This is a genomic window from Neobacillus cucumis (assembly GCF_023715505.1).
The window spans coordinates 178,500-192,687 of the sequence record NZ_JAMBOH010000011.1; the positions used below are offsets into that span (position 1 = coordinate 178,500).

The 14,188-nt window shown below is 39.8% G+C and carries 11 protein-coding genes; 3 read left to right on the forward strand and 8 right to left on the reverse strand.

The window, feature by feature from the left end; all coding sequences use genetic code 11:
- Window positions 1-120: 120 nt before the first annotated feature.
- From M3226_RS17245 to M3226_RS17265, 5 genes are all read right to left on the reverse strand, one after another.
- Complete coding sequence (locus tag M3226_RS17245; protein ID WP_251567334.1) at window positions 121-957, reverse strand: SDR family oxidoreductase; 837 nt, start codon at window positions 955-957, stop codon at window positions 121-123.
- Entirely contained in the window at window positions 933-2,033 is a 1,101-nt protein-coding gene (uxuA, locus tag M3226_RS17250) for a mannonate dehydratase (protein WP_251567336.1), read from the reverse strand. Before uxuA ends, M3226_RS17245 begins: the two co-directional genes overlap by 25 nt.
- Window positions 2,034-2,048: 15 nt before the next feature.
- On the reverse strand, window positions 2,049-3,068 hold the full coding sequence (locus tag M3226_RS17255) for a zinc-binding alcohol dehydrogenase family protein (protein ID WP_251567337.1): 1,020 nt from the start codon (window positions 3,066-3,068) through the stop codon (window positions 2,049-2,051).
- Between the two features lie 165 nt (window positions 3,069-3,233).
- Window positions 3,234-3,935, reverse strand: a complete 702-nt coding sequence (locus M3226_RS17260) for a GntR family transcriptional regulator (protein ID WP_251567339.1) — start codon at window positions 3,933-3,935, stop codon at window positions 3,234-3,236.
- Between the two features lie 853 nt (window positions 3,936-4,788).
- On the reverse strand, window positions 4,789-5,247 hold the full coding sequence (locus M3226_RS17265; RefSeq protein WP_251567341.1) for a hypothetical protein: 459 nt from the start codon (window positions 5,245-5,247) through the stop codon (window positions 4,789-4,791).
- Between the two features lie 269 nt (window positions 5,248-5,516).
- On the opposite strand from M3226_RS17265, the gene M3226_RS17270 reads away from it, so the two are divergent.
- The 3 genes from M3226_RS17270 to M3226_RS17280 all read left to right on the forward strand — a co-directional run bounded on the left by M3226_RS17270 (window position 5,517) and on the right by M3226_RS17280 (window position 9,058).
- Window positions 5,517-6,233 (forward strand): HoxN/HupN/NixA family nickel/cobalt transporter, encoded by a 717-nt coding sequence (locus M3226_RS17270; RefSeq protein ID WP_251567343.1) that lies wholly within the window; start codon window positions 5,517-5,519, stop codon window positions 6,231-6,233.
- A 605-nt stretch (window positions 6,234-6,838) separates the two neighbouring features.
- Window positions 6,839-7,786 carry an L-lactate dehydrogenase gene (locus tag M3226_RS17275; protein ID WP_251567345.1) on the forward strand — a complete coding sequence of 316 codons (948 nt, stop codon included), beginning with the start codon at window positions 6,839-6,841 and terminating at the stop codon, window positions 7,784-7,786.
- A gap of 30 nt (window positions 7,787-7,816) precedes the next feature.
- Window positions 7,817-9,058, forward strand: a complete 1,242-nt coding sequence (locus tag M3226_RS17280; protein ID WP_251567347.1) for an MFS transporter — start codon at window positions 7,817-7,819, stop codon at window positions 9,056-9,058.
- A gap of 275 nt (window positions 9,059-9,333) precedes the next feature.
- Here M3226_RS17280 and M3226_RS17285 read toward each other — a convergent pair whose 3' ends face one another.
- The 3 genes from M3226_RS17285 to M3226_RS17295 form a co-directional block, all read right to left on the reverse strand.
- Entirely contained in the window at window positions 9,334-12,111 is a 2,778-nt protein-coding gene (locus tag M3226_RS17285) for a sigma 54-interacting transcriptional regulator (protein WP_251567349.1), read from the reverse strand.
- Window positions 12,112-12,414: 303 nt separating this feature from the next.
- On the reverse strand, window positions 12,415-13,074 hold the full coding sequence (locus M3226_RS17290; protein WP_251567351.1) for an HAD family hydrolase: 660 nt from the start codon (window positions 13,072-13,074) through the stop codon (window positions 12,415-12,417).
- 46 nt (window positions 13,075-13,120) lie between these two features.
- The gene (locus M3226_RS17295; RefSeq protein WP_251567353.1) at window positions 13,121-14,176 is read right to left on the reverse strand and encodes an SIS domain-containing protein; all 1,056 of its coding nucleotides are present in this window, start codon (window positions 14,174-14,176) and stop codon (window positions 13,121-13,123) included.
- Window positions 14,177-14,188: the final 12 nt, after the last annotated feature.

Consider the following 14,188-nt stretch of genomic DNA (forward strand, 5'->3'; position numbering starts at 1 on the left):
CATTCATATACCCCCTAGAATCTTGTCAACGCTTTCAAATTTCCTTTTTAAAAATAATCCAATCCCTGTGCGAACGACTCCCCAGTCATTCGCACTCTCATCTTTGTTCATCAGCAGCACTTAAACTCCCGAATAGGCTAAAAAGCCTCCATCCACCGGTACCGTGATCCCTGTGATAAACCCGGAATACTCTTCATCTAAAAGCCAGAGCATGGTCCCTATTAAATCCTCCGGTTTCCCAAACCGTTTCATAGGGGTTCCGGTAATAATTTTTTTCGAACGTGCGGTATAGCTTCCATCCTCATTAAGCAGCAGGTTTTTATTTTGGTTTGTCAGGAAGAACCCCGGTGCAACCGCATTTACTCGTAAGCCCTTTTCGGCAAAATGAACCGCCATCCACATCGTAAAATTATTAATCGATGCTTTTGCTGCACTGTATGCAGGTACTTTTGTCATTGGAGCATAAGCACTCATTGATGAAAAATTGATAATCACCGGTGCCTTTGCCTCAAGCAAAGATTTTCCGAATACCTGACTGGCTAGAAAAGACCCAATAAAGTTACTGTCAAACACCTGAGAAAAACCCTTTGGATCTAATTCAAAAAATGACTGCCCGCTGCCGTTTTCTTCATAAGTCTCAGGACCGGTTATCGCGTCAGGGTGATTTCCTCCTGCACCATTAATCAAAATATCAACACTGCCAAACGATTCAAGGATGATTTCTCGAGCGTTCTCAAGGGATACCTTATCCAAAACGTTCGCTGCAATCGCTATGGCAGTTCCGCCGAACTGAACAATTTCATTCACTACCTTTTGTCCTTTTTCAGCTGTTCGATTTAAAATCGCTACTTTCACGCCATGGCGGGCAAGTTCACGCGCTATCTCTGAACATAAGACACCGCTTCCGCCTGTAATGACGGCCACCCTGCCAGTTAAATTTTCATGAATGGGGAGCATTGAAGTTCACCTGCTTCCTTTTGAGATTCGTAGGCATCCCATAAACCATGTAAATACATGATGCCTAAAGCACGGTCATACAGCCCATATCCCGGGCGGCAGACTTCACCCCAAATGTGGCGTCCATGGTCTGGTCTTACATAGCCCTGATAATTCTGTTTGTTCAATTCTCCCACGACATCTTTAATATTAATAGAACCATCTTGTGTATAATGGGAGGTTTCTACAAAATCACCATTCTCATAGATTTTTACATTACGAATATGGGAGAATGGTGAGCGACTCGCGTACTTCTTGGCGATTTCCACCATATCATTGGCAGGATTGGCCCCCATTGATCCCGTACACAAGGTAAAACCGTTTGCCGGAGAATCGGAGATGCTAATCAGTTTTTCATAGCTTTGTTCCCCTGTAATGATTCTCGGCAATCCAAAAATGGACCATGGCGGATCATCCGGATGAATCGCCATTTTTATGCCGGCCTCCTCCGCAACAGGGAGTATTTCCTCTAGGAAAAAGGCTAAGTTCCCCCATAGGGCTTCCTCATCTACTTCTTTATAAGTATCAAACAATTCCGTAATTCGGGCAAGCTTTTCTGGTTCCCAGCCTGGAAGGGTCATGTCAGACGAGGCCGATACGGTCCGAATAAGCTCCTCTGGATCTAAATTATCAACCTTCGCTTTTTCATAAAACAATGCCGTTGAACCATCTTCCAAAGGGTGAAACATTTCTGTCCGCGTCCAGTCAAAGACCGGCATAAAATTATAACAAATGACTTTCACGCCAAACTCGCCAAGATTGCGAATCGTTTGCTTGTAATTTTCGATATACTTCATTCGGTACTTGTTACCTAGTTTAATAGATTCATGGACATTGACACTCTCAACCACTTCTGTATGGAATCCAAACGATTGAATATAATTGACTTCCGCTTGAATTTCTTCTGTCTCCCATACTTCCCCAACTGGTTTGTGATGCAAAGCCCAGACAATCCCTTTGACTCCGGGAATTTGTTTCACTTGATCCAAGGAAACGGTATCATTATTTCGTCCATACCATCGAAATGTAATATTCATAACACACCTCCGCCTTTACTCAAACATAATAATTGCTTTCCTAACTAGGTCAGGATGTTCTTCGACAAACGTAAAAGCTTCCTGTACTTGTGCAAGAGGGAAGGTATGGGTTACCAGCCCATTATGACGAAGCTCTCCTTCGTTAAGCAGCTCTACTACTTTTGGAAATTGATAGGTTTGTAGTCTTGATCCAGTAACCGTTACTTCCTTCTTGGTAATAGGAAGCTGTGATATTGCGGCAGGCTGTTCATCAAAACCAAGAACGACCACATTTCCGGCAGCAGAAACGGCCTCAAGTGATAATGCAAACGTACTAGGCAGGCAAACTGCATCAATGACTTTGTTTGCTCCCTCCCCTTTCGTCCATTCGTGGACAGCCGTTAAAACCTCTTCCCGCCCGGCATTAACGACTACATCTGCACCATTATCCTTTGCAAAGGATAATCGCTCGTCACTCAAATCTGTGACCATCACCGTTGCACCATGGAATTTTGCCATCTTGAGAACACAAATACCAATCGGTCCGGCTCCTTGGATTAGAACGGTGTCGCCTTCTTCCACCTGTCCGCGAAAAACAGCCTGTGCGCCGATCGTGTAAGGTTCCGCTAAAACAATTTCTTCCCATGGGAGTTCAGCATTCACCTTATGCAATTGTTTTTCAGGAAGGACAAACCATTCCCGCATCCCGCCATCTTCATGGACCCCAAATACCGTTAAGGATTGGCACACGTTAGGCTGTCCCTTGCGGCAGGCATAACATTCTCCGCAATAACGGATCGGCTCCACTACAACATGATCACCAACTTGCAGATTCGCAACCTCTGGTCCAACTTCGACCACTTCTCCTGCCACCTCATGGCCCACGACTCTCGGTAATGTCGCCAAAGGGTTGGTGCCATGGTAAATATGAAGATCAGAGCCGCAAATACCTACTCGTTTTACTTTAACCAAGACATCCTTCGGATTGACAATGTGCGGTTTTTCAACTTCTTGAATGGTCAGCTCATGTGGTTTACTTACTTGTACCGCTTTCATTTTTGTCCACCTTCTTTATTAAAATTTATTTGTAACGATTGGGGGGACTAGGTCCTTCGTCCTCCTGCAAATTTACTGAATACTAGTATACAAGTCAAGCTATAAAAATAAGTACGTTTATTTTTCATGATTCTGTTGATTAAACGTACTTACTATTATCCTGTTTTAGTCTTTGAAAAAATGAGGATATTTTTCAATAAGTGTCTGCGTACTATCCTCCAGCCAACGGATATGGCTGGTTAACAGTTCTTCCGTCTTCCTGGCATCATTCGATAAAATCGCTTCAAAGATCGACTCATGCTCATTGACCAGCCGTATAAAGTGTTTGGTCTCTTGTAATTCCAAATATCTAAGGCGATTTAGATGGCCCCTCATTTGATTGATAATGGAAATTAACGTGGCATTGCCCATGCTTTCGAGTATGGTATAGTGAAATTGTTCATCGAGTTGCAGAAAGAGGTCGAAATTATGATCTTCCGCCATTTTCTTTTGGTTTTCTAGAATATCGACGATTTGCTTATGAAGGGTTTGGTAAATAGGATTATTTTGATCCCACTTTTTCGCCACTTCCTTAAATGCACTCACTTCCAAGCTCACTCTGACAAAACGAGCCTCATCAATTTTCTTTTTTGATAGGTAAGCAATTCGATTCCCGCGCTGAGGTTGGACTTCAATTAGTTCTTCTGCCAATAACCGTCTAAAGGCTTCTCGTATCGGTGTTCGGCTTACCCCTAATTGATTTCCTAATTCCGCTTCAAAAACCTGCTGCCCTGGTTCAAATTGCAAAGTGACGATAGCATCCCTTATGACCTGATAGGCATGATTGGATAATGTCTCTCTTCCTGATGATATATTTTGTAAGTTCATGTCCCACCCAACCTTTTATGTAACCGCTTTATAATGATTATACTAGTATCTTGTATACAAGTCAACAGCCTATTTATTGTATATATATATTAAAATGACATTCTAATCTATTATATCAGAGGTTATGAACCCTTCTTATCTATGGTACTCTTTTTTCCCCTTGTTCGGTCGTTCTATAGTGTGCATTGTCTACCCTAAGAGCTCTTTTTTTTCCTGTTCGGTCGTCTATAGCATCTATTAACTACCCTAGCAGCTCTTTTCATCCCTGCTCGGTCGTCTATAGCATCTATTGGCTACCCTAGAAGCTCTTTTTTTCCCTGCTCGGTCGTCTATAGCATCTATTGGCTACCCTAGTGGCTCCTTTTTTCCCTGCTCGGTGGTTCTATAGCACCTATTGACTACCCTAGCGGCTCTTTTTTCCCTGCTCGGTCGTCTATAGCATCTATTGGCTACCCTAGCGGCTCTTTTTTCCCTGCTCGGTCGTCTATAGCATCTATTGACTACCCTAGTGGCTCTTTTTTCCCCGGCTCGGTCGTCTATAGCATCTATTGACTACCCTGGAGACTCTTTTTTCCTCTACTCGGTCGTCTATAGCATCTATTGGCTACCCTAGTGGCTCTTTTTTTTCCTGCTCAGTCGTCTATAGCATCTCTTGTCTACCCTGCGAGCTCTTTTTTCCTCTGCTCGGTCGTTTATAGCATCTATTGGCTACCCTAGTGGCTCTTTTTCTCTAGCCCTAAAGTCAATGCTGTCCATTAACTTTAGGGGCGTAGGTTTGAGGGCGCTCTCCTTCTGCTCCTGGGTTGATTCCAACTTCCTAACAGAAATAGCTGCCGCCGGAGAAGTTCTAAGACTAAATTGACCTACATTTTATCAACTTACGATGAAAGGTAGTAAAAAGGCAAATACGATAAAATACAAAGGAATCGAGATAAAGAAACTCCAGCCATGGGGTTTCATATAACCTACGCTCTTCAATTAAAGTTGATATGATGGTGAAAATAATGGTTAGTTTCCACTTATTTGACTTCTCTAAGTAATTTAAATAAATAACGGCCATAGAGGACGGTATTAAGCTGTAACTCAAAAACTCACCGATTCCCGTGATTTTCGGGTGCCCGAAATCCACAAGATCTAACATTTTCCCTAATAACGAATCCGAAATCCAAGCAAAATAACCAACGATCCCAAAAGTAACATAAAACTCTCTCCAGCCAATCTCTTTCTTGGGCATAAAAAGAGCATATATAAATACTAGCAGCGAGAGTAGGATCGGCAGCCAGCTTCCCTGAGCATGTAAATCAAAATTCAATTCAAAAAACTCCCCTCATACTGTAATATTCCCTAATTAATGGTAAGTATTTCAAACCTCAAACTACCATAAAAAAGGCCCTTTCTATGATAAGAGAAGAACCTTTTAAAAAATTCACAACTTCTAGAACGGAAATCAAGAAATATTTTGTTCGTCTGATAAACAAATTATTGGATCTTGTGCTATAATTTTTCAGATTAGTTATTTAGCATTTTTCATCACTAGAATTCATACCTTTAAAAAAAGTCTTTACTAATTAGGAGGAAATTATGGAGATAGGTTTTCTATCCGTTCTAGCTTTAGGATTTGTTCTCGGAATCAAGCATGCTATCGAGCCGGATCATGTTATCGCTGTTTCTACCATTGCCAGCCAAAGTAAAAAATTATTCAAATCCACTCTAGCAGGCGTTTTCTGGGGAATTGGCCATACAGCGACATTATTTATTATTGGAATAATCCTCATTTTAATGAAGGGGGAAATACCAGAAAAATGGGCGATGTCATTAGAATTTTTAGTAGGAATCATGCTTGTCTATCTTGGTTTAACCACTGTACTTTCTTTTAGAAATATCCACATTCACCAGCATGAACATGACGGGGACGAGCATAAACACCTCCACTCCCATTCTCATAACGGGCAGCATCAGCATAACCACCAACATCAAAATGTTTCATACCTGAAATCCTTGTTTATTGGTTTAGTCCATGGTTTAGCCGGCAGCGGCGCAATGGTCTTACTAACGATGAGTACAGTCAAAAGTGTTTGGGAGGCGGCTGTTTATATCTTAATATTTGGTGTTGGAACCATTTTGGGTATGCTTTTCTTTACAACCATTATTGGGATTCCTTTCGTTTTTAGTGCCAAAAAACGCGTGCTAAATCAAACCCTTACCCGGCTGACAGGTGTCATTAGCATCGCTTTTGGGATGTATTACATGTACAACTTAGCGATAACCGAAGGATTATATAAACTTTGGTTACAATAGCAAAACTAATTAAACGTTTGATTAAACTCGTTAATTCCTAATTTTTTAAAAAAGTCCTTTTCCTTTTGTATCGGAGGAGGGCTTTTTTAATATATTTCACAAAACCTTAAATGGCAGCCTGCTCCCCATCCAACGCTATAATGAATCAGCGTCTCCGTACTCAATATAATCCTTTTTACTGCGCAGATAGAAAGAGAAGCACCAACCCTGTCTGGCGGTGCACTCTCCTTTCACTTCTGCTGCATTTGGTTATCCGTTTCCTTGTTGTCGGGCTAACGATCTTTTGTAATTTCTTGTTCCATTTCCCTAGAAAACTCATTTAACATCCCAATCGGATCTTTAATCCCAGCTAGTAATCCGTGTGGTTTTCCCCATTGTCATTGTTTTTAGTCTTTTAAAAAAAACTTAGTGAAAAGGAAGCATAAGAACCGTCCCCGCGCTCTTTGTAAAGGTTTTCAACGAAAGATTCATATTAATGTCATATTTATTGTGAAAAACTTCACAATCTAGTGATATACTAACATAGTCAAGTTATTTATGAATCATTACATCAAGAATATAGCTTATATCATTTTATTCATTTCATATAAAAGGGAGAGAACATCATGGAAAACAGAAATAAGAAAGTGAATCGAGTAGTTTTAATAGGAACAGGTGCAGTCGGATGCAGCTATGCCTATTCCATGATTAATCAAGGAGTGGCAGAAGAGTTAGTTTTGATAGATGTGAATGAGGCAAAATCCGAAGGCGAAGCGATGGATCTGAACCACGGAATCCCATTTGCTCCGTCCCCTATCAACGTATGGAGCGGTACTTATCAAGATTGTGAAACTGCGGACTTAGTTGTTATTACAGCAGGATTGGCGCAAAAGCCAGGTGAAACCCGTTTACAATTAGTCGAAAAGAACACAAAAATTTTTAAAGAAATCGTAAAAAACATCATGGCCAGTGGCTTTGACGGCATTTTCTTGGTCGCAACAAACCCTGTCGACATCTTAACCTATGTAACTTGGAAAGAATCTGGTCTGCCAAAAGAGCGAGTGATTGGTTCTGGTACTGTCTTAGATTCTGCGCGACTACGCTTTGCCCTTGGCCAGCATTTTAACATGGACACACGAAATGTACATGCTTATATCATTGGGGAACACGGAGATACAGAACTTCCGGTTTGGAGCCGTGCCTCAGTAGGTGTGGAAAGACTTGAAGAACTTCCAGCCGAAAAACTAAACAAAGAATGCCTAGAGCAAATTTTTGTTAACGTCCGTGATGCGGCCTATCATATTATTGAACGAAAAGGCGCTACCTACTATGGAATTGGGATGTCCCTTGTTCGGATTACAAAAGCAATTTTAAATAATGAAAACTGTATCTTAACGGTATCTTCTTATCTAGATGGCCAATATGGACAACAGGATGTCTTTATCGGCGTTCCAGCTGTCATTAACCGTGGCGGAATCCGTGAAGTTATTGAAATCGACTTAAATGAAAAAGAAAAACATCAATTTAATCACTCAGTTACTGTATTAAAGGAAACCATGCAACCTGTAATCTAAAAAGAACCTTTGCCAGAGATGGAATCTCTAATGAAAGCAGATGAAAATATGAATACGATCAATCATACCAAAAAAGGTTATTTTATGATGGCGGTATTATGGCTTGCCTATGTAACCTTTGCCATGAACTGGGTGGCGGGTTCTTCCTTGACACCGCAAATAACGGAAACGTTTTTCGGTGGGCAGGTCGATCCGATTATTTCTCAATTAGTGAACTATTCGATTACGACTGCGCGTGTATTTGCCAACATTTTAGCAGCAATGGTACTGATGAAATTAGGACCAAGAAAAGCAGCAGGCACGGCGATTGGCCTGTTAATGATGGGGCTTGTCGCGATTTATCTGCCTAATTATTGGGCCTATACAGTCGCTCGGATGGTCATGGCCGTAGGTGGCTCGATGGTGATTGTCTACATGAACCCAATCGTTGCCCACTATGTAAAAAATTCAAAAACAAAGCTGCGCATTAATGCCGCCAATACGGTCGCCTATAATGCCGGTGCCTTTATTGTCGCTGTCTTATTCACGGTTTTTGCCAAGCAAATGGTAGCCAATTGGCGCGTAACGTTAACGTTTTTTGCCTCTTTAACGATTCTTTTCTTTATCGGCTGGCTTTGGAAAGCGGAGAACTTTACGACGAAGGAAACAGGTAAAAAAACAGAAAAGTATGGTTACAAAGATGCGCTCAAGGATGGATTTCTCTGGCGCTATGGCCTGGCGTTTGCTTCCTTTTTAACTCTGTATGTCTTATCGCTCGTGAGCTTTAAAGCGATTTTTGACCAATATACATTGTTAAATGGCTCAGTGACGAACCTGTTAATTTCAGGATTTGGTATTCTCGGTACATTTGCCGGGATTACCATCGGGAATAAAGGAGTTCCGCGGAAGCCAACCCTTCTGTTCTCAGGAATTGTCATGGTAGGAACGTTTGCCCTTGGGATTGTTTTCGCTAATAAACTTCCGCTCCTATCATATACGCTTATTTCCATTTCTGGATTTGCGATGTATATCCAGTACCCAATCTTTTTGAATCTCCCTCATGAATTAAAAGGGATGACACCACAAAGATTGACAATTATGTTCGGATTATTTTGGGCCATTGCCTACGCCGGTCAAACCATCGCAACCATTATTTGGAGCTTTATCCTAGGCTCTTCCGGATACACACCAGCCATGATCTTCTTCATCGCTGCCTCCAGCTTATACATCTTCCTAGTGGCAACCTTCCCGGAAACAAGACAGAAGGAAGCAGCCGCAAGGAAAGCAGCATAAGTTGGGAGCATGGGGACGGTTCTTGTGCTCCCATTTTAGGATATTTGCCGAAGCAATAAAAGATAATAACTAACTAGTAACCCCCCTTCGCCTGATTAGCGAAAGGGGTTTTTCTTCTGCAGGAAGCAAGAGAACCGTCCCCTTGCTTCTACCTAAGGACAATTTATGTACTCCAATATCTCCAATCAAAATCGTAAAAATACCAGCCAATCAGTGAACGTAGAAAAGGGTATCCCCTTAAAATTTGGGAAACCCTATCCTTAAATAACATTTGCTTATGTCGCTGACTCCTTATAGGACATTAAATTTGGTTTAATGATATTGAAAATATAACCAATTTCGGCAATATTCATTTGAACACTATAAGTAGTTTCAAGCACATTGAATGCATCTCTTATAATACTTATTTCCTTTTTATGGACTCGTTCAAATTCTTCTTGATTCGGATATTCCGAAATGGGTGACTTTCTTATTAAGCGTTCTATCATGCAGCTGACATGGACAAATAAGGCAATTTTTTTATCATTGGGTAGCTTTTGTCTAATCTGATTTTCCAATTGCTTGATCCCATGTTCCACCTGTGAAATAACCTTTTCCGTATCTAAAATGATCAAGGAATCAATCACTCTTCTAAGAGAAAAGTTCTTGATGATTCTGTCATTCACTTTACGAATCGTTTCCGGAGGTGCGATTTTCTCAAAGATTTTGAAAACATCATTTTCACCTTTTCCAGAAATAATATCTTCCAATGAAATAAAATTGATTCCCTCAACTTCAGGATTGTCTGTTCCAACAATCGCCAAAACATCATAAACTCTAAGCGGTGGCTCGTTCATTCCATTTTGCTTTAAGCGCTCAAAATCATGTGATACTACTTTTATATCCAGCAAATCTTCCATACTTTCGGAAAGTAATTGCTGAATCTGCGTAGCAGTTCCGATACCTGTAAAACAGGAGGTAACAATTGCATATTCCTTACGTTTAGAAGGATAATAAAGATTAATATTAGGCCGAACAAGTTCCTCCAAAGGCTTCAACATCTCTTCAATAGATTTGCCTTGTGATAAATAATTCCCAATTTCTAAAGCAAATGAAGTCGAAACCTGATCTATACAAAGAAGCGGACCATCAATGGCCTCTTTGATTTGATCGTGAAGGAGACTTAACGAACCCATATCCACTAAAATAACCAACCCGCTAGATGTGTCATTTTCCTCCACATATTGAAGCATTTGTTTCGTAATATCTTTTATGGATGACTCAACCGGCATGTCAATGAAGTCGTAAACCTTTACACCTAACAGGCGATTACAAACATTTGCAATACTGCTCGCCGTTGCATAACCATGAGCAATAATCATCGCCTTCAGACGATTATCATGTTGCTGTATCTGATTTTTGCACAAGAATAATGTCATCAAAATAATATCTTCAAGATATAAATTTAATTCCATACCCTTTTCGATGAAAGACATAATTTTCGCCACTATTAAATATTCCGCTTTATAATGTCTTTTAATAAATTGAAGCATTTGCTTTGTCAGGTTCTCATCTTGTTTATTCAAGATAAACGGTTGAGATTTGAAAAATAAATAGGATGAAAGTGTATATACACTATTTCCATCATATTTAATATTATAATGGGATTCTAAATACCGAAAAATGTCCTGTATGGCGGAGAGATTAAATTCCATCATAAAGCTCTTTGATTCATTCGGTCTTTCAAATATTAGATTGTCCGTCATGGCCGTAATCTCTTCTGTACATTTCTCAAGAAATTCTCGTTCTTTCCATTCACTATTTTCCAATTTAGAAAAATACCCCATACAATTTCTGTAGGTTTGCTCAATATGCTTAATCATCGCTTCGTTCACATGTAGGATTTGCTTTTTTTTATGAGGATGAAATAAAACACCTCCTTCCTTTGAAGCATAATTATCAAACAATTGTGGGGAGCTCTTATAAATTTGTCCCGGCAATTCCTGCAAAGTGATAAAAATCTGGTCATTGTTTTTCGTTTTCTTAGAATAGGCAAACCCGCAGGAGTATTTAATGATATTCTTGCATTCTCCAATATTCCCGGCATAGTAATATTTATTTAAGATATCAAGTGCCTTATTGGTGACATGGATTGGAATACCGAGCAATTTGCATTCCTCTGTAAAAAAACTCTGAATAAACTGACTTTTTTCAGCCTGGCCCCGTTCTTCGAGGCTTGGGACATTTACGGTTATAGGGATTCTTCTTAAAAACGTTTCTAAAAAAACAGATAAGTTTTCTGTCGTTGCAAAAATTAAGCGAACCTTGGATTTTCTAACGACATTTGTTTCCCCCATTCGGGAAAAAGTTCCCTGATCCATAAACGTGAATAATTTCTCCTGGCCTTCTCGATCCAGCCTGTGAACTTCGTCTAAAAACAGTATCCCGTGATCTGCCTGTTCAATTAGTCCCATTTGATCCTTGATGGCACCTGTAAATGACCCCTTTGAGTGGCCAAACAGGTAACTTGTCAGCAATTCCGGATTATTTGCATACAACGCACAATTAAATACATAAAAAGGTGCATCATTATCAATGATCATTTTTGCACGGGTATAATCATAAATGAGTTTGGCCAAAAAAGTTTTTCCCACTCCCGTAGGTCCAAGTAACATTAGCGGCAATCCATTGTCCGGATAATGAATAGATGTTTCTATTTGTTGAATAACTTCTTTCAAGCTCTTCTCATACCCAATTAACTGACTAAAAATTCCTTCTGCCTTATCAATTACTAGTTCTTTTTTTAAAGCATCAAAACTATCATAAGTAGAATTTGCAACAATTCCATAGTTTTCTTCTATCTTTTCTCTGTGTAAAAAACAAACCGGACGTGTATTCACTTTCACTAGAATATCTTCTTTAACCAATTCATTCAATATTCTGCTTGCTCTAGTTCGATCTATATTAAAATGGAGAGCCACCGCCTCAGTTTGAAATGGTGCATATTCTGCTTCAGCCTCAACGGAAAACGTGTTAGTCACTTCAATCATATAATCTATGAATTCATCATACATACTGTTAGCCCTCCCCCATCTATCAAAGATAACCTTCTAAATGAACCGATGTAATATGATCTTACAATATATTTCAGTGAATTTCTATGACGTTCTAATACGTAAGCAAACCAAAGGCTTGAGGATTGTGGTAAAAGAGGTGTTTTGAGGATCTTTTAACTGGAATACTTTTAATCGGCTAGTAATATTACTCACCAAATCCACATTGTTCATGCAACTCAACTTTTATATAAAAAGTCCGGATCCCTCCTCATTCCAAGGGGTCCGGCTTTCATTTAGCTTGAAATCCATAAAGCGGATAGCTTACACAAAAGTGGTAATTCTTTTTAACACATCCGTCAGTGATTGAGTGGCCATGGACTCAATCCGCAAATCGTATTGATCAAAAGTCATTCCTGCAGTTATAGGATTGGGTACGATTACACAAGTTACACCTGCCGCTTTTGCAGCTCTCGCTCCATTGTTTGAGTCTTCAAAAGCTACGACTTCATTGGAACTGACATTTAAAGCATCCAAGCATTGAAAGTAAAGGGCGGGATCTGGTTTAATCATTTTGACATCATCACTGGTCTTGATAACGTCAAAGTAATCGAATAAATCGAGCTTTCTTAAAAACCCATGAATCCATTCTTTGCTTGAACTGGAGGCCAAACCAATCTTCAGGTCCAATTTTTTTGCTTGTTGTAAATATTCACGTACTCCCTCTCTGACACCAATACCGTCGATTTTTTCACGATGGCATTCCCGTACTTGTTTCCTTACCTCTGTGACACTGATGTTTTTACCTAACTTTTCTTCAATATATTGATCGATAATGGTTCCGTGTGTTCCGACACAAGGGAGAAAAATCTCTAATGGAAACTGAACATCATACCTCCCCAATATCTCTTTAAAACTATCAAACCAAATGGTCTCGGTATCTATGATCAGTCCATCAAAATCAAAGACAACAGCCTTAATCAAAGCATTAACCTCCCTTTTCCTAAATGCTATTATTCCATATTAAAATCTACTTATTAAACTTCTTGCTTTCCAATTTCATATGAAATTTCGGGTCTTTTGGAATGCTTGGGTCTACTCCTCTTAAGGGAGGAATTTCACCACAGATTAATTGAACAGGAATAATGTATTCATAGGTTTTGTAGTATGGATGGTTAATGAACTCTGCTTTCATATTTTGTGGATTTTCCTCCACTTTGCTGCCAATTACATAAATATGCTCGGTCCAGCTCGATAGCACCTCAACCAGTTTCTCTAACCGTTTCTCTACACCTGTATCAAAAATGATAATAGTTGAATCCTCATTTACCGCATTGTAGATACCATGGATAAATTCCTCAAACTCATATCCTGTAACAGGAATACGCATCGTTTCTAGTAATTTCAGCGCGCTTTCTAATGTATCACCATAAATTTCACTTGTACCGATTACACGAATATCCTTCGCTTGAGCAAGCTTTTCTTTATTCGTCTCAATCCATTGAAGGGCTGTATCATAGGTTTTTAAGAACTGATCCGCAGTTTCTTCTAGTAATGAAATTTCCTTATTATAGTCCTCATTTGATAGTTTGCCAGTTTCTCTTGCCAATTGAAGTGCCAGAAGAGTCAGATTTAACTTTGTGCAGTAAAAACCTTTCGTTTTTGCACCTGCTAATTCTTCGCCGCATTGAACCGTAAGAATGAAATCTGCTACCTCGTCAATTAGAGCATCCTCTTGGCCAGCCATAGAAGCTGTTAAACAACCTGCTTCTTTTGCTACTTTCATAGCATTATAGGTAGAGTAACTGCTTCCTCCTTGCGAAATGCCAACTACCAACGTTTTAGATGAGTTTCCTAGAAAGGTCTCCGTGTTAATTGCAAATGGATAGTAGGCATCCACACGAACTCCTGCAATATGCTGCATTAATTTTTGTGTTTGGAGTCCAGAATGAAAGCTTGTTCCTGAGCCAGTCACAACAATGCGGTCAATTTCTCGTGTTCTTACTTCCGCGAATAGCTGGTCTGCTTCTTGAATAATTTCTTTCATTTTTACTGGAGTTTCTTGCATATATTCTTGAATTCTCATTTGTCTCAATCT